The following is a 15,183-nucleotide window of genomic DNA, read 5'->3' as shown; positions in this document are numbered from 1 at the left end:
TCGGCCGAGCGCGCCGCCGACCGGTCGAGGTGGCCGGTGCAGCGGCCGTCCACCGGCGGCGAGAGTTGGTGCGCATGGCCGGACCGACCGAGCCGGGCGGCACGGCGAGCCCGCGCGACGCGCGGCTGCGGCGGCGCTGGGACCGGGAGGCGAGCGCCTACGACCGCGGCATGGCCGTCGCCGAGCGCCGTCTCTTCCCGGACGTCCGCCCCCGCGCGTGCGGGCTCGCGACGGGCGAGACGCTCGAGGTCGCGATCGGCACGGGCCTCAACCTCGCGCACTACCCCGCGCACGTGCTCCACGGCCGGCTGACGGGCGTCGAGTGGAGCCCGGGGATGCTCGCGCTCTCGCGGCGACGGGCGGTGGAGCGGGGGATCGACGTCGACCTCCGGCTCGGCGACGCGCAGCGGCTCGACCTGCCCGACGGCGCCTACGACACCGTGGTCTGCACCTTCTCGCTCTGCGCGATCCCCGACCACCGTGCCGCGCTCGCGGAGATGGTCCGCGTGCTGCGGCCCGGCGGCCTGCTCGTCCTCGCGGACCACGTCGGGTCGACGTCGTGGCCGCTCCGCGCGCTCCAGGCGGCGGCCGACGTCGTGAGCGTCCCGCTCGCCGGCGAGCACTTCCGCCGCCGCCCGCTGCGCTGGGTGCTCGACGCGGGGCTCACCGTCGAGCGGCACGAGCGCACGCGGGCGGGCGTCATCGAGTGGTTCGCGGCGCGCACACCCGGTCCACGAGCTCGGTGACCGCCGCGCGGACGGGGCGGGGCGGCGCACCGCCGTCGAGCGCCAGCGCCGCACGGTCGAAGGCCGCGGAGAGCAGGAGGGTCAGCGCGTCGAGACGGTCGTCGTGCGCGATGTCGCGCGCGACGTCGTCTGCGACGTCGTCTGCGGCGTCGTCCGTGATGCGCGGTGCGGTCGGCCCGTGCTCGCGCGCGGGGACGGGGCTCGGGCGCTCGGGCGCGGGGTGCTCCCCGTGGTGCGGTCCCGCCGTCGGCTCCTCGGTGCCGTGGTCGTCGTGCGCGCTGCCCTCGCGGGTGCGCTCCTGGTCCGGCGCGGTGTCCAGCGCGGCGGCGAGGCCCGCGCGCAGCGTGCGACGGGCGTGGCGCGCGTCGAGGGCGTCGGCCTCGACGGCACCGAGCACGGCCGGGGCGTCGACGAGCAGCAGGCGCGTCCGGCCGGGGACCGCCATCGCGTCCAGGTAGGCCCGCGCGCCCTCGACGAGCATCCCGCGGGCGTCGGGTGCGTCGGGCTCGTGCCGAGAGCGGGGGGCGGGGGGTGCGTCGCTCGTAGGAGGTGCCGTCCGGGTCGCGCTCGCGGCTGTGGCCTCGTGGACGCCGCCGAGCGGGCCGGTCCGCGCCTCGATCTCGCGCGCGACGGCTTCCGCCTCGGCCTCGACGACCGCCCGGAACAGGTCTCGCTTGTCCGCGTAGTGGTGGTACAGCGCGCCGCGCGTGACGTGCGCGGCCGCGGCGATCTGCGGCGTCGACGCCTCCGCGTACCCGGGGTCGACGAACAGCTCGCGCGCGGCGGCGACGAGGGCGGACCGGGTGGCGAGGGTGCGCTCGGCGTTGGTGCGACGGCTCTCTTGCATACCGACAGACTGTAGGTCATCCTTAGATACATACAGCCTGTTTGTTTTCTCACGCGGCTGCCCGCCCCGACCAGGAGGAGAAGATCCGTGCGCATCACGAGCTGGTACCCGGTGATCATGACCGGGGACGTCGCGGCGACCGCGGCGTTCTACGTCGAGCACCTCGACCTCCGGCCGCTCTTCACGAGCGACTGGTACGTGCACCTGCAGTCCGTGCACGACGACGCGGTGAACCTCGCCGTGCTGGACGGCGACCACGAGACGATCCCCGAGAGCGGGCGGGGGAGGGCGAGCGGCCTCCTGCTCAACCTGGAGGTCGAGGACGTCGACGCCGTCCACGACCGGTTCGTCGCGGCGGGCCTGCCGATCCTCCGTTCGCTGCGCGACGAGGCGTTCGGCCAGCGGCACTTCATCACGGCCGACCCGAACGGCGTCCTCCTCGACGTCATCACGCCGATCCCGCCGACGGGGGAGTTCGTGGAGCAGTACGAGGAGTCCGCGCTCCCGACGGCGTAGCGGACCGGGTGGGCGGCGCCCGGTGTCACGCCCCCCGCCCCGCGTAGCGCACCGGACGGGCGGGGCGCCGGGTGTCACGAACCCGGGCCGCGTCCGTCCCTCCTACGGGGGCAGGGCGACGGCCGACCGCGGTCGTCGCGCGTCATCGCCGGGACCGTCGCGACCGCGACGGGGTGGACCGCCGCCCGGTGCCGTCGAAGGAGAGCAGCAATGTCAGCAGCATCGTCCCCGCTCGAGCGCGAGCTGCGGCGCATGGAGGTCATCGCGCGCCGCGAGCAGCTCCGGCTCGTGGGCCGCGTCCTGCCGCGCGTGGCCGAGCGCCGTCGCTGGGCGGACGCCCCGCGCCGTCAGTCCCCGACGACCGCGGCCCGGTAGACGGCCCGGCGCCGACCCCACGGGCCGCCGCGACTCCGCCGACGCGCTCCGTCGGGCGCACGTGGGGCGCACGCCGGTCGAGCGTCGCACCGCGGCCGAGCGCTGCGTCTGCGGCCGCGCGCTGCACGTCCGGGTGGTTCCCTCGTCCCGGAGCGCATCTCTCGGAACGCGGGCGCTCAGCCCGGTGCGCCCAGGCCGGCGAGGTCGCGCGCCCGCAGGAGCACGTCGTCGAGCATCTGCGGCGTGAGGCGTCCGGTGAACGTGTTCTGCTGGCTCACGTGGAAGCACCCCAGGAGGGTGAGGGTCGGCGCGAGAGCCGCCTGCCCGGCGTCGGGCACGGCGCTCGCGGGGCGTCCCGCCGCGTCGCCGACCGCCGCGGGGGCCCGACGGCGCAGCGTCACCTCCGCGCTGTGCGCGAACCGCGGTCGGGGCCGGGGGACGTCCCAGCCCTGCTCCGCGAGCGTGGACAGCAGCGCCTGCCAGCCGAAGCCGCCGAGCACGACCGCGACGCGCACGGTCGCACCGAGCAGCTCGACCTCGCGCGCGAGGTACGGCCCGCACCGTCGGCGTTCCTCGGGCGTCGGCTTGTTGTCGGGCGGGGCGCACCGCACCGGGGCGGTGACGCGGATCCCCGTGAGGCGCAGCCCGTCGTCGGCGGACACGGACGTCGCCTGGTTCGCCAGGCCCGTGCGGTGCATGGACGCGAACAGGAAGTCGCCGCTGCGGTCGCCCGTGAACATGCGGCCCGTGCGGTTGGCCCCGTGCGCGGCGGGCGCGAGCCCGACGACGAGGATCCCCGCGCGCTCGTCGCCGAACCCGGGCACGGGGCGGGCCCAGTAGTCCTCGTCCCGGAACGACGCCCGCTTGACGTCGGCGACGTGCTCGCGCCACGCGACGAGCCGCGGGCACGCGCGGCACTCGACGAGGTGGTCGTCGAGCGCCGCGAGCGACGGCGCGGCCCGTGCGGCGAGCGGGTACTCGGGGTCGTCGGGCGTCACCCGCCCATTCTCCGCGCCGAGCACGGGGTTGCTGTCGTCATCCGGTGGATCACGACAGCAACCTCGTGGTCGACGGCGCGTGGGGTCGTTCTCGGCGGGGAGAGCCCGCCGGGTCAGGCGCCGCGGTCGGCGAGCACCGTGGCCTCGGCGAGCGCCGCGGCGTCGTCGGGGACGCCGACGGCGGCCTCGCGCTCGGTCTGGTCGACGACGCCCGCGGCACGGGGTCCGCCGGCCTCCTCGTCGGCCGTGGTCGTGCTGCCGACCTCCGCCGCGTCCCGGGTGCCGAGGGCGTCCGCCGCCTCGTCCGGGACGGGCGCGCCGAACGTGTGCCGCAGGCCGAGCAGGACCGCGCCGGCGATGACGACGACGCCGAACATCACCGCGGCCATCGTCACGGGCGGCGACCCGCCGAGCAGCCCGGTCACCGGCGCGATGATCGCCCCGACGCCGAACTGGAAGGCCCCGATGAGCGCGGCGGCGCTCCCGGCGCGGTGCGCGTTGCGCTCGAGCGCGATGGCGGGGACGGACGGCATGACGAAGCCCGCGGTGCCGAGCGTGAGGACGATGAGCGGGACGAGCCACGCGAGCCCGCCGCCGGCGAGCGCCGCGACGAGCAGCCCGCCCGAGAGGACGAAGCCCGCGGCGACCGCGCCCTGGAGGATGCGCTCGGGCGCCACGCGGCCCACGAGCGCGCCGTTGATCTGGCTGCCGGCGGTCACGGACACCGCGCCGACGCCGAACACGATCGCGTACTGCTGGGCGGACATGCCGAAGAAGTCCTGGAACACGAACGTCGACGCGGAGATGTAGGTGAACATCGCGGCCATGTAGAAGCCCGCGATGAGCGCGAGCCCGATGAACGACCAGTCGGTGAGGAGCGAGCCGTAGGAGCGCAGGGCGGCGACGGTCCCGCCCGAGCGGCGGCGGTCCGCGGGCAGGGTCTCGCGCAGGCGGAGCAGCACGAGCACGAACAGCACCGCGCCGACCACGGCCAGCGCGACGAACATGCCGCGCCATGAGCCGAGCCGCAGGAACTGCGCGCCGATCGTCGGCGCGAGGATGGGTGCCACGCCCACGACCAGCATGAGGCGCGCGATGACCTTGCCGATCTGGTAGCCCTCGAACGAGTCGCGCACGATCGCCATGGAGAGCACCATCCCGGCGGCCGCGGCGAGGCCCTGGACGAACCGCAGGCCGGTGAGCGCGGCGACGGACCCGGCGAACACGATGCCCGCGGACGCGGCGACGTACACCGCGAGGGACACGAGCAGGGGTGCGCGACGGCCGATCGCGTCGGAGACCGACCCGATGAGGAGCTGGCCGAGCGCGAGCCCCGCGAGGGTCGCGGTGAGCGTGAGCTGGACACGGGACTCGGTGGTGCCGAGCTCGTCGACGATGCGCGGGAAGGCGGAGAGGTAGAGGTCGATCGTCAGCGGACCGATCGCGGTGAGCGCGGAGAGCAGCAGGACGAGCCCCGCGCTGATGCGCCCGGGTCGGGCGGGAGCGGGGGGGCTCGTGGAAGGTCCGGTGCCCGGCTGGGCGGCGACGGGCGCGGTCGGCGCCGGGGTCGCGGGTGGGGTGGAGGCCATGACAGGGGCAACCGCGGGCGGGGCGCCACATGTTCCCGGACGCCGTACGCGATCGCATGCTGAGACGGCGGACGAGCGTCAGGCGCGGCCGGGCGCCTCGCGGGCGCGGTCGGCGGCGTCGGACCCGCCTGCGCGCCCGGCGGCCGCGAGCCCGCGCCGCGCACGGGCGTCCTCGGCGGCGTCGTCGAGCTCGACGGCGAGCGCGCGGGCCGCGTCGTGCAGGTCCGCCGCGCGGCGGGCGTCGCCCGCGGCGAGCACGGCCTCCCCGAGCGCGTTGAGCGCCTCCGTCTCGACGAGTCGTGCGCGGACGCGTCGCGCCAGCTCGACCGCAGCCTCGCCCGCCGCGACCGCCTCCGCGACGGAGCCCGCGGCGAGCAGCGCGGTCGCGAGGGCGCTGCGGGCCTCGGCCTCGGCGTCGGGGTCCCCGAGCGCGACGGCGGCCCGCACCGCGGCGCGCAGCTCCGTGACGCCGCCTCCGGTCTCGCCGGAGCCCGCGAGGAGCCGCCCCACGTGCACCCGGGCGCGCGTCGCGAGGCCCGCGTCGCCGAGCGACGTCGCGCTCGCGAGCGCGTCGCGGTGCTGCGCGAGCGCGCGGTCGACGCTGCCCTCGGCCTCGGAGAGGATCGCGGCGTTGCTCGACACGATGGCGACGTTGAGGACGTCGCCCACGCGACGCGACAGCGCGAGCGCCCGCTCGTAGCCGGCACGCGCGTCGTCGTGCCGCCCGAGGATCCGGTGCACGTCCGCGAGGTTCCCGACGGCGCGGCCTTCGCTGACCGGGTCGCCCGCGGTCCGCGCCCCGGCGGCGGCGTCGTGGTACGCGGTCTCCGCCTCGTCGAAGCGACCGAGCCGCTTGTACACGTTGCCGATGCGGTTGAGCGTCTGGCCGGGGCGTGGGTCGTCGCCGCGCTCGAGCGAGCGGACGAGCTGGGCGAGCGCCTCGTCGTACCGGCCGAGCCGTTCGAGCGCGCGCCCGAGGTCGCGCCCGGCCTGGGACCGCCCGGACGCCCGCCCGTGCTCGACCGCCGCCGTGTGCACCGCGACCGCGTCGTCCCAGTGCCCCGCCGAGTCGAGGTACGGCGCGAGCAGGGCGGAGAGGTCGGTCACCGGGTCGGCGAGCTCGTGCTCCGCGGCGAGCGTCGACGTCGCGACGAGCAGGTCCCGGTGGGCGTCGAGCCACGCGAGCGCGACGTCGGTCGTGCGCGCCGCCGCCGCGCCCCCCGACCCGGCCGAGTCGGATCCGGCCGCCCCTGGCCCGGTCGCGCCCGGCCCGGCCGTGCGCCCGGGGGCGTCGTGGTGGGGCGCCGCCGCATGCACGGCGGGCCGGGCGTCGTCGAGCAGCCGGGCGGCGAGCCGCCCGACGGCGGTGGCCCGCGCGGAGAACGGGTCGTCGGACCGGGCGAGGTCGGCGGCGAGCGTGCGGACGGCGTCGGGCACGACGACCTCGCCGCGCGGCCTGTGCGTGACGAGGTGCGCACGCCCCAGCGCGGCGAGCGCGTCGCGGCTCTCGCTCGTCGAGACGCCGAGGAGCACGGCGACCCAGGCGGCGTCGAGCGGCACCGGGACGAGGGCGAGGAGGCGCAGGGCGCGGGCGTGGTCGGCGGGAAGGTCGCGGTGCGCCGCGGCGAGCGCCGGGTGGAGGACCGGCCCGGGCAGGTCCTCCACGCGCCGGGCGTGGTCGGCGAGCGACCAGCCGGGCCGCGCACGGACGTCGTCGGCGGTGCGCACCAGCGCGGCGGGGAGGCCCCCGCACGCACGGACCAGCCGGGTCGAGGCCTCCGGCTCGGCGGCCACGCGGTCCGCGCCGACGACCGACCCGAGGAGCGCGATCGCGTCGTCCTCGCGGAGCGGGTCCAGGGTCGTGCCGACCGCGGCGGGCAGGTCGAGCACGCGGTGCGCCGTGGCCACGACGCGCGCCGTGGCCGGCAGGTGCGCGACGACGTCCGCGGCCTGGGCGGCGTCGGTCGCGTCGTCGAGGACGACGGTCGTGCGGCGCCCAGCGAGCGCGGCCGCGAGGGCCGCGGCGAGCGCGGGGAGATCGCGCGCCTGTGCGTCGGGCGGCGGCGCGCCGAGCGCCTGGAGCAGCGCGTCGAGCACGACGGCGGCCGACGGCGTCGCACCGCCCGGTTCCCCGTGGAGGTCGACCCGCACGACCACGTCCGCCGGGACCTCGCGCGCGACGGCGAGCGCGACGCTCGTCGTCCCCGTCCCGGCGAGACCCGTGACGGTCACGACGCGCGGCGCGGCGTTGCCGGGCGCGTCCTCGTCCGGTGGCTCCGCGAGCACCGCGACCAGCCGGGCGACCTCGCCGTCCCGGCCGACGAGCGGACGGTCGGGCGCGACCGGCCCTCGTCGCACGGTCGGCGCCGCGCCGTGCGGTCGGTCGGCGGCGCGCGGCCCGGTGCGCGCCGCCGCGTCCACGGCGGTGCCCTGCGCGGAGGCCGCCCGCGCGGCCGTCCGGTACGCCGCACGCCAGCCTGCGGGCCGTGCGTCGCCGAGGGCCTGCGCGACGTCGGCGAGGAGGTCGACGTCGAGCCGGGAGCGACCCTCCCGGAAGACGTCGTAGACGGTCACGCGGCCGGGTCGCGCCTCCGCGGCGGGCACGCCCCGCGCGGTGCGGAGCGCGCCGACGCGCCGCGCGATCTCCGTGTACGAGGGGTCGCCGGCCCAGGAGCGCAGCGCCCGTAGGCGGGTCGCGAGCTCGTCCACCGACCCGGCGCCCACGGGGGACGGCGGCGGGTCGAGGGGCACCGCGCCAGGCTAGCGACGGCCACCGACCGGCGCCCGACGTGACCGCGCCGCGGAGGTGCCGGGCGCGGACGGCGGCCGGGTGAAGAACGCGCCCGCGCCGTTCGGGATCGTTCGGGGCGCGTGCCCCGGGGACCGCCCGGCGGCCACGCTGCCCGGAGGCCGCGACGACCGCGGCGCGACGGACCGCGTCGGTGGCGCGGGGAGACGAAGGAGCGACGGTGGGCCTGTTCGACAAGCTCAAGGACATGTTCTCGGGGACCGCGGACCTGTACGCGAAGGAGGACGCTCCCGCGCTCACACCGGCGCAGCAGCGCGGGCTCGCGCTCGGCGCGGTCTACGCCGTCGAGGGCGTGCTGCCCATCAACGCGCTGACCGTGGAGGCGGACGCCCGCACGGCCGCGAAGCCGCTCGCGGCGGGGTGGGACGTGCGGGGCGCGGACGACGTCGAGCGCACGTACGAGTTCCTGCTCACCCAGGGACACCGCGGCTACTACGCGATCGCGATGCCCAAGGTCGAGGAGCTGTACTCGGGCCGGCTGAGCCGCCGCGACGCGAAGGGTGCGGCCGAGCAGCACGCCGCCCAGGCGCGGCAGGAGGCGACGGCGCGCGGGCTCGACCCCGAGCGCGCGGTCGCGTTCTACCAGGGCTGGAGCGCGTCGGCGCAGGTGGGCGGGCACGGCGAGCTCACCGACCCGCTGCCGCCGTCGATCGCGGCGTGGGACGCGGCGCGGGTGGTGCACGTCAGCCGCCTCGCGGTCGACGCCGGGTTCGTCTCGCCCGAGCGGGCGTGGGCGGCGATCGAGGAGGCCGTCGTGATGTCGCGCCCCGCGTACGCGTCGTGGGAGCAGTTCGGCGACGGGTTCCTCGCCGGGCGCGCGTTCTGGTCGGCGGGCAACCGCACCCCGATCGACCAGGACCTGCCCGACTTCAAGCGCGCGGTGCGACGACTCCTGGACACCGAGTCGTCTCCGTGGCGGACACTGTCGTACTGACGGTGCCGGCCCGCTGCCCGGCGACCGGGCAGCGGGCGGCGCGCTCGACGGCCCGGGACGCACGGGCCGGTCGGGCGGTCCGTGGAGCCGAAGGATCGAACGAGGGAGGGCGGACGGTGCACCGGTCGCCGTGGTGGTGGCGCGCAGGACTCCTGCTCGTCGTGGTCGGCGTCGGCGTGGCGGTCGTGGTCGCCGACGACGGTCTGCGCTCCGAGGTCCACGCCGCGTTGTCGAACCTCGCGCGGGCGCTGTTCTGACGGACGCCCCGCCCCGTCGAGCACGACGACACGCGCCGTCGAGCACGACCTTGTTGTCGCCAGGGGCGTCAGAACGACAGCGAGGTCGTGCTCGGCGCGGGGGTCACCCCTGGGCGTCGCGCCAGGCGACCCACTCCCGCACGAGCGACAGGTCGTAGTCCGGCCCGCTCGTGCCGACCGTGAACAGCGTCGCGCCCGCGGCGACGAGCGCGTCCGCGGACTCCGACGGCGGCCGGGAGACGCCGACCGAGCGCTCGACGAGCGCGGCGGTGTCGCGGCCGACGGCCTCGCCGTGCTCGTCGAGGATCGCGCTCTTGCGTGCGAGCGTGTCCGCGTCGCCGAACGAGTGCCACACGTCCGCGTGCTCCGCGACGACGCGCAGGGTCTTGCGCTCGCCGCCGCCACCGACGAGGACGGGGATGTCGCGCGTGGGCGCCGGGTTCGACGCCGCCCAGCGGGCCTTGATGCGCGGCAGCGCCGCGGCGAGGTCGGCGATGCGCCCGCCCGCGGTGCCGAACTCGTACCCGAACCGGTCGTAGTCCTTCTCGAACCAGCCCGCCCCGATCCCGAGGATCAGACGACCGCCGCTGATGTGGTCGACCGTCCGCGCCATGTCGGCCAGGAGGTCGGGGTTGCGGTAGCTGTTGCACGTGACGAGGGCGCCGATCTCGACGCGCGAGGTCTGCTCGGCCCACGCGCCGAGCATCGTCCAGCACTCGAAGTGCTTGCCGTCGGGGTCGCCGGTCAGGGGGAAGAAGTGGTCCCAGTTGAAGATGACGTCGACGCCGAGGTCGTCCGCGCGCAGCACGGCGTCGCGGACCTGGGCGTAGTCGGCGTGCTGCGGCTGGAGCTGGACGCCGATGCGGTACGGGTGCCGGGATGAGGTCATGCCGGGCAATCTACGTCCGGGTCGAGGACGACGACAGCCCGCGTCGAGCACGGGGTTGCTGTCGCCACGAGCGTCAGAACGACGGCAAGGTCGTGGTCGGCGGACCTAGGGTGGGCGCATGAAGCGACTGGTGGGCCTGATCGTGACGCTCGTGGTGATCGTGGCGGTCGCCGTCGTGGCGGACCGGGTCGCGGTCCGCGCCGCGGAGCGCGGCGCGGTGACGGCGTTCGAGGACCAGGCCGACGACGTGACCGGGGCGCAGCTCGACATCACGGGCTTCCCGTTCCTCACGCAGCTCGCGCGCGGCGAGCTGACGCACGTCACGGGCTCTGCGGACACCGCGTCGTTCGGGGGCTACGCGATCTCCGACCTGCAGGTCGAGGCCGAGGGCGTGAGCACGTCGGAACCGCACCGGATCGCGTCCGGGACGGCGTCGGGCGTCATCGCCGTGGAGTCGCTGCAGCAGATCGTCGCCGAGCAGACCGGCCTGGACGTGGGGCTCACCGCGGCCGACGACGTCCTGTCGCTCGCGTTCGACCTGCTGGGCGCGACGATCACGGTCGACGTGACGCCGCGCGTCTCCGGGCCGGCCGAGCTCGCGGTCGACGTCGTCGCGGTCCGCACGGGCCTCGGGACGGTGTCGGTCGACGACCTGCCGTCGGGGATCTCCCGCGCCCTGTCCGACCTGCGGGTCTCGCTCGACCTGCCCGACGGCGTCGCGCTCGACTCCGTGTCCGTCGTCGAGGGCGGGGTGCGCGTCGGGGTGACCGGGACCGACGTCGTTGCCGAGGACCTGGTGGCGTCGTGACCCGCGCGGCACGGGTGGCGCGGTGACCGAGGCGCCGGTCGACGAACGCCACGTGCGCGCGGCGCGCCTCGCCGCGCACCGCCTGCGGTCGCCCGACCTGCCCGACGTGCCGACCGCCGTCGGGCACCTGGTCGCGGTCCAGGGCCAGGAGTTCCACCCCGCGCTGTGGGGCCTCACGCGCCGGCTGCGGCCCGAGGCCCGGCCCGGGGCGGCCGGTGCCGCGGCGGTCTGCGACCGCGGGGAGGTGGTGCGCACGCACGTGCTGCGCCCCACCTGGCACCTCGTCCGCTCCGACGACGCCCGCTGGCTCGTCGAGCTCAGCGCACCTCGGGTGCACCAGGCCAACGGGACGATGTACCGGCAGGTCGGGACGGCGGGCCACGCCGCCGAGACCGACCTCGTCGTCGCGGCCGTGCAGGAGCGGCCCCGGACGCGCCGCGAGCTCGCGGGACTGCTCGCCGCCCACGGTCGCCCCCTCGAAGGCATCGCGCTCGGCTACGTGCTCATGCAGGCCGAGCTCGACCGGCAGCTCGTCAGCGGGCCGCTCGACGGCAAGCAGCAGACCTACGCCGCGTTCGACGATCGCGTCCCCGCGGGCTACGGGCCGCTCGGCGAGCGGTTCGACCGCGACGCCGCGCTCGTCGAGCTGCTGCGGCGGTCCCTCGCGAGCCGCGCGTACGCGACGGTCAAGGACGTCGCGCAGTGGTCGGGCTTCACGCTCACCGAGGTGCGGCACGGGCTCGACCTGCTCGGGGCGGAGGTCGTGGCCGTGCCCGGCGCGGGAGCGCTGGAGGGCACGACCCTGTGGCGGCTCGCCGACGCCGACCCTCGCGTGGTCGATCCCGGCCCGTTCGTGGGCGCCCTCGCGCCCGACGGCGACCCGGACCGCCCGGTCGTCGACCTGCTGCAGAGCTACGACGAGCTCTTCACGTCCTACGGCGAGACGCGCAGGCTCGTCGTGGCGGAGGGCGTCGACCTGGGCGACCGGCTCGGGTCGTTCATCCACGGGCTCGCGGTCGACGGGGTGGTGGTCGGGCGGTGGCGCTGGGTCGTCGGGACGCGCGACGTCGTCGTCGAGCCGCAGTGGCGCCGCACGCCCACACGCGCGGAGACGGCGGCGTTCGACGAGCAGGTCGCCGCCGTCTCGGCCCACTGGGGGCGAACCGCTGACACGGCCCGCCGCGGCCGGTAGGGTGCGGGCACCCGCAGAGCGGCGGGTCACGCAGGGGACAGGGGGAACGATGCGCGACACGGCGCGGGACGACAGGGCACGCCCGGACGGCACCGGGGACGACGGCGGACCGGGGCGGTCGACCCGCTGGCGGGCGCCGCTGGTCGGCGGGGCGCTCGTCGTCGCCGTGCTCGGGGTCGGGATCGCCGCGGCCCTGACCGGCCGCGCGGCGGGCACCGAGCCGAGCGACGCCGTCGGCGGTGCACCGGCCGCGGAGGCCCCCGGGGACGACCCGGCGCTCGCCGCGGAGACCCCCGCGCCAGCACCGGTCGAGACGAACGGGGTGCAGCAGTGCGGCGCCGTCACCGGTACCGCGGGCACGCCGGTCCAGGTCCGGGGCGACGACGGCGAGCCGGCCGAGCTCGGCGGTCTCGAGGGCTGGTGGAACAGCACGCCGGCGAGCGACGCCGGTGGGTGGCTCGACGTCGAGAAGTGGCCCCGTCAGGTGCTCGACCACCCCGCCACGGTCACGGTCGAGACGACGACCGGCACCGTCCTGGAGTCGTTCGACCGCCGGACCTGCACGGGCGTCGAGGACTGGACGGCGCCGGACCTGTCCGCGCTCCCGCCGTCGACCGTCGTCGTGCTCGACGCCGAGACGGGCGAGGTCCTGGCCGAGCACCCCGTGGAGCTCGTGACGCCCTGACCCCGCCCGGCTCAAGGACGGGGTGCGCCGGGGCGCGTGACGAGGTGGATCAGCACCGACGTCAGGACGATCACCCCGACGTACACCGCCATCGCGACGGGCGACGTCACGGCGAGGACCGTCAGCGCGACGTTCCCCACGAGGTGCAGCACGACCGCCGCCGGCACCCCGCCCCGCAGGCGCTCGCTGACCAGCCAGTACGCGCTCGAGAGCGGGATCATGGCGAGCAGGAACAGCGCCGCCTCGACGCTCACGAGACCGAGGGACGACTGCCACGTCCCGGTGAGGGCGAACAGCGGCAGGTGCCAGACCGCCCACACCGCGCCGAGCACGACCGACGTCGCGAGCGGCGACAGCCGACGCCGCAGGCGCGGCTGCGCGTAGCCGCGCCACCCGAACTCCTCCGACAGCGGCCCCGCGCACAGCGAGACGAGGGCGAACAGGAGCGGTCCGCCCGACCCGGCGACCGCCGCCGCCCCGGCCGACAGGTCCGCCGTCGGGCCGCCGAGGAACGGCACGACGAGCGCGGTCAGGACCGCGGGCGCGGCGCCGATCCCGACCGCGGCCGGGAGCCATCGGCCGGCCGCGCCCCAGCGCGCCGCGCGCGGGCTGCGGCGCCCCGCCGCGCGCAGCACGAGCGCCGCCAGCGTCGGGCCGAAGCCGCCGAGCGCGAAGAGCGCGAGCACGACGGGGTCGACGAGGTCGCCGCCGAGCAGCCAGGCGGCGCCCCACGACGCCCAGGACAGCCCGAACGCGAGCGCCCAGAACGCGGCGAGCCCGCCGCGGAGGGGCCGCTCGGGGCCGTCCGGGGACAGAGCGGAGCCGTCCGGGGACAGAGCGGAGCCGTCCGGGGACGAGGCGGGCGAGACGCGCCGGGACCGTGAGGCAGCGGGGAGAGGACGTGCGCTGGTCGTCATGTCTCGATCTCACCGCTTCGTCCCGTTCCGCGGACCCCGGGCCGCCCCCGACCGAAGGTGGGGACAACCCCCCCGGTCCGGCTCGCCGAGCACGGGCGTGCCCGTCGTCGAGCACGACCTGGAGGTCGTTCCGGGCCCCAGAACGACGCTCATGTCGTGTTCGGCGGGAAGGGGGTGGCAGGGTGGGGGCGTGACCGCGACGCCCGAACCCGCCCGGCCCGCGAACTGGGCGGGGAACCTCACCTATTCCTCGGCGGAGGTCGTGCACCCCGCGACGCCGGACGAGCTCGCCGACGTCGTGCGGCGCTCGCCGCGCGTCAAGGCGCTCGGGTCGCGGCACTCTTTCGGTGACGTCGCGGACACGACCGGCACTCACGTCGTGCTCGACCGGTTCGACGACGGCCGCCCGCCCGTCGTGGTCGACCCCGCCACGGGCGTGGCGTCGGTCGCCGCGGGGCTGCGGTACGGCGACGTGACCCGGCAGGTGCAGGCCGCGGGCCGGGCGCTCGCGAACCTCGCGTCGCTCCCGCACATCTCCGTCGCGGGCTCGGTCGCGACGGCGACCCACGGCTCGGGCGACCGCGTCGGCTCGCTCGCGAGCGCCGTCGTCGGGCTGGAGCTGGTGACGGGCGACGGCGTGCGTCGGACGCTGCGGCGCGGGGACCCGGACTTCGCCGGCGCGGTCGTCGCGCTCGGGGCGCTGGGCGTGGTGACCCGGGTGGAGCTCGAGACCGTCCCGACGTTCGACGTGCGCCAGGACGTGCACGTCAGGCTGCCGTGGGACGCGGTGACCGCGCACTACGACGAGCTCACGGCGTCGGCGTACTCGGTGAGCCTCTTCACGGACTGGGGGCCCGACGGCGTGCAGCAGGTCTGGCGCAAGTCGCGCCTCGCGCCGGGGGAGACCGGGACCGCGCGTGCGGAGCTCTTCGGGGCGACGCCCGCCGCGACGACGCTGCACCCCCTCCCCGGCGTCGATCCCGTGCACTGCACGCGCCAGCTCGGTGAGCCCGGCCCGTGGAACGAGCGGCTGCCGCACTTCCGGCTCGACTTCACGCCGAGCAACGGCGCCGAGCTGCAGTCGGAGTACCTCGTGCCGCGCGCCCGCGCGCAGGAGGCGTTCGCCGCGATGCGCGACCTCGGCCCGCGCGTGACCCCGCTGCTCCAGGTGGGGGAGATCCGCACGGTCGCGGCCGACGCGGAGCCGCTCTGGCTGAGCCCGTTCGACGCCCCGGCGGTCGGCGTCCACCTCACGTGGAAGCCCCTGCCCGACGACGTCGCGCGCGTCCTGCCCGACGTCGAGGCCGCGCTCCTCCCGCTGGGCGCGCGCCCGCACTGGGGCAAGCTCTCGCACGCGCTCGTCCACGACCCGGGCTCGGTCGCGACGCTCTACCCCCGCTTCGACGACTTCGGCAGCCTCGTCCAGCGCCACGACCCGGAGGGCCGCTTCCTCGGCGGCTACGTCGAGCGCCTCCTGACATCCTGACCCCCGCCCGCCCCCCTCCCGCCGTCGAGCACGACATGAGGGTCGCTATCGGGAGATTGACGACCCTCATGTCGTGCTCGGCGGGGTGGTTCGTCACGGTTCGGCGTCGATGTCCCCGCCGGTTTGGTGAGTGGA

General features: G+C 76.8%; 15 protein-coding genes. 9 read left to right on the top strand and 6 right to left on the bottom strand.

All coding sequences use genetic code 11. The features are described 5' to 3' along the window. Window positions 1–74: 74 nt before the first annotated feature. Window positions 75–746, top strand: a complete 672-nt coding sequence (locus tag NHH00_RS17475) for a class I SAM-dependent methyltransferase (RefSeq protein WP_253054632.1) — start codon at window positions 75–77, stop codon at window positions 744–746. On the opposite strand, the gene NHH00_RS17470 is transcribed toward NHH00_RS17475, so the two are convergent. Next, entirely contained in the window at window positions 700–1,593 is an 894-nt protein-coding gene (locus NHH00_RS17470) for a helix-turn-helix domain-containing protein (RefSeq protein ID WP_253054630.1), read from the bottom strand. The genes NHH00_RS17475 and NHH00_RS17470 overlap by 47 nt on opposite strands. Window positions 1,594–1,680: 87 nt before the next feature. Between NHH00_RS17470 and NHH00_RS17465 the strand changes: the two genes are divergently transcribed. Both NHH00_RS17465 and NHH00_RS17460 read left to right on the top strand, forming a co-directional pair. Continuing rightward, the gene (locus NHH00_RS17465; RefSeq protein ID WP_253054628.1) at window positions 1,681–2,109 is read left to right on the top strand and encodes a VOC family protein; all 429 of its coding nucleotides are present in this window, start codon (window positions 1,681–1,683) and stop codon (window positions 2,107–2,109) included. Between the two features lie 210 nt (window positions 2,110–2,319). Further along, window positions 2,320–2,484 (top strand): hypothetical protein, encoded by a 165-nt coding sequence (locus tag NHH00_RS17460; RefSeq protein ID WP_253054626.1) that lies wholly within the window; start codon window positions 2,320–2,322, stop codon window positions 2,482–2,484. A 176-nt stretch (window positions 2,485–2,660) separates the two neighbouring features. Here NHH00_RS17460 and NHH00_RS17455 read toward each other — a convergent pair whose 3' ends face one another. The 3 genes from NHH00_RS17455 to NHH00_RS17445 form a co-directional block, all read right to left on the bottom strand. Then, window positions 2,661–3,482, bottom strand: a complete 822-nt coding sequence (locus NHH00_RS17455) for a uracil-DNA glycosylase (protein ID WP_253054624.1) — start codon at window positions 3,480–3,482, stop codon at window positions 2,661–2,663. Between the two features lie 113 nt (window positions 3,483–3,595). After that, on the bottom strand, window positions 3,596–5,071 hold the full coding sequence (locus NHH00_RS17450; protein WP_253054622.1) for a multidrug effflux MFS transporter: 1,476 nt from the start codon (window positions 5,069–5,071) through the stop codon (window positions 3,596–3,598). Between the two features lie 78 nt (window positions 5,072–5,149). Continuing rightward, on the bottom strand, window positions 5,150–7,822 hold the full coding sequence (locus NHH00_RS17445) for a tetratricopeptide repeat protein (protein WP_253054620.1): 2,673 nt from the start codon (window positions 7,820–7,822) through the stop codon (window positions 5,150–5,152). A gap of 218 nt (window positions 7,823–8,040) precedes the next feature. Here NHH00_RS17445 and NHH00_RS17440 point away from each other — a divergent pair, with 218 nt between their 5' ends. After that, window positions 8,041–8,814, top strand: a complete 774-nt coding sequence (locus NHH00_RS17440; RefSeq protein ID WP_253054618.1) for a DUF1266 domain-containing protein — start codon at window positions 8,041–8,043, stop codon at window positions 8,812–8,814. A 116-nt stretch (window positions 8,815–8,930) separates the two neighbouring features. Then, on the top strand, window positions 8,931–9,071 hold the full coding sequence (locus NHH00_RS17435) for a hypothetical protein (protein ID WP_253054616.1): 141 nt from the start codon (window positions 8,931–8,933) through the stop codon (window positions 9,069–9,071). A 103-nt stretch (window positions 9,072–9,174) separates the two neighbouring features. Here the strand turns inward: NHH00_RS17435 and NHH00_RS17430 are convergent, their stop codons facing one another. Then, on the bottom strand, window positions 9,175–9,960 hold the full coding sequence (locus tag NHH00_RS17430) for an LLM class F420-dependent oxidoreductase (RefSeq protein WP_253054614.1): 786 nt from the start codon (window positions 9,958–9,960) through the stop codon (window positions 9,175–9,177). 118 nt (window positions 9,961–10,078) lie between these two features. Here NHH00_RS17430 and NHH00_RS17425 point away from each other — a divergent pair, with 118 nt between their 5' ends. From NHH00_RS17425 to NHH00_RS17415, 3 genes are read left to right on the top strand one after another with little or no spacing between them, the layout of a single operon-like run. Further along, window positions 10,079–10,768, top strand: coding sequence for an LmeA family phospholipid-binding protein (locus NHH00_RS17425; RefSeq protein WP_253054612.1), 690 nt, complete (start codon window positions 10,079–10,081; stop codon window positions 10,766–10,768). 22 nt (window positions 10,769–10,790) lie between these two features. Further along, window positions 10,791–11,960 (top strand): DNA glycosylase AlkZ-like family protein, encoded by a 1,170-nt coding sequence (locus NHH00_RS17420; RefSeq protein WP_253054610.1) that lies wholly within the window; start codon window positions 10,791–10,793, stop codon window positions 11,958–11,960. Window positions 11,961–12,009: 49 nt separating this feature from the next. After that, on the top strand, window positions 12,010–12,645 hold the full coding sequence (locus NHH00_RS17415) for a hypothetical protein (protein WP_253054608.1): 636 nt from the start codon (window positions 12,010–12,012) through the stop codon (window positions 12,643–12,645). A gap of 11 nt (window positions 12,646–12,656) precedes the next feature. Here NHH00_RS17415 and NHH00_RS17410 read toward each other — a convergent pair whose 3' ends face one another. Next, window positions 12,657–13,562: a CPBP family intramembrane glutamic endopeptidase gene (locus tag NHH00_RS17410; RefSeq protein ID WP_253054606.1), complete on the bottom strand. Its 906-nt coding sequence runs from the start codon at window positions 13,560–13,562 to the stop codon at window positions 12,657–12,659. 190 nt (window positions 13,563–13,752) lie between these two features. On the opposite strand from NHH00_RS17410, the gene NHH00_RS17405 reads away from it, so the two are divergent. Beyond that, a complete protein-coding gene (locus NHH00_RS17405; RefSeq protein ID WP_253054604.1) occupies window positions 13,753–15,048 on the top strand; it encodes an FAD-binding protein in 1,296 nt (431 codons plus the stop codon). The last annotated feature ends 135 nt before the right edge of the window (window positions 15,049–15,183 follow it).

The sequence above is a fragment of the Cellulosimicrobium cellulans genome (assembly GCF_024124905.1).
GTDB classification, from domain to species: domain Bacteria; phylum Actinomycetota; class Actinomycetes; order Actinomycetales; family Cellulomonadaceae; genus Cellulosimicrobium; species Cellulosimicrobium cellulans_G.
Note: the sequence above shows the minus strand (reverse complement) of the source record. Positions and strands in the feature narration are given on the sequence as shown.

Excerpts from the sequence above, each read along its gene's own strand:
- NHH00_RS17475 (WP_253054632.1), top strand. The coding sequence starts at position 75 with ATGGCCGGACCGACCGAGCCGGGCGGCACGGCGAGCCCGCGCGACGCG.
- NHH00_RS17470 (WP_253054630.1), bottom strand. The coding sequence starts at position 1,593 with ATGCAAGAGAGCCGTCGCACCAACGCCGAGCGCACCCTCGCCACCCGG.
- NHH00_RS17460 (WP_253054626.1), top strand. The coding sequence starts at position 2,320 with ATGTCAGCAGCATCGTCCCCGCTCGAGCGCGAGCTGCGGCGCATGGAG.
- NHH00_RS17450 (WP_253054622.1), bottom strand. The coding sequence starts at position 5,071 with ATGGCCTCCACCCCACCCGCGACCCCGGCGCCGACCGCGCCCGTCGCC.
- NHH00_RS17430 (WP_253054614.1), bottom strand. The coding sequence starts at position 9,960 with ATGACCTCATCCCGGCACCCGTACCGCATCGGCGTCCAGCTCCAGCCG.
- NHH00_RS17425 (WP_253054612.1), top strand. The coding sequence starts at position 10,079 with ATGAAGCGACTGGTGGGCCTGATCGTGACGCTCGTGGTGATCGTGGCG.
- NHH00_RS17415 (WP_253054608.1), top strand. The coding sequence starts at position 12,010 with ATGCGCGACACGGCGCGGGACGACAGGGCACGCCCGGACGGCACCGGG.
- NHH00_RS17410 (WP_253054606.1), bottom strand. The coding sequence starts at position 13,562 with ATGACGACCAGCGCACGTCCTCTCCCCGCTGCCTCACGGTCCCGGCGC.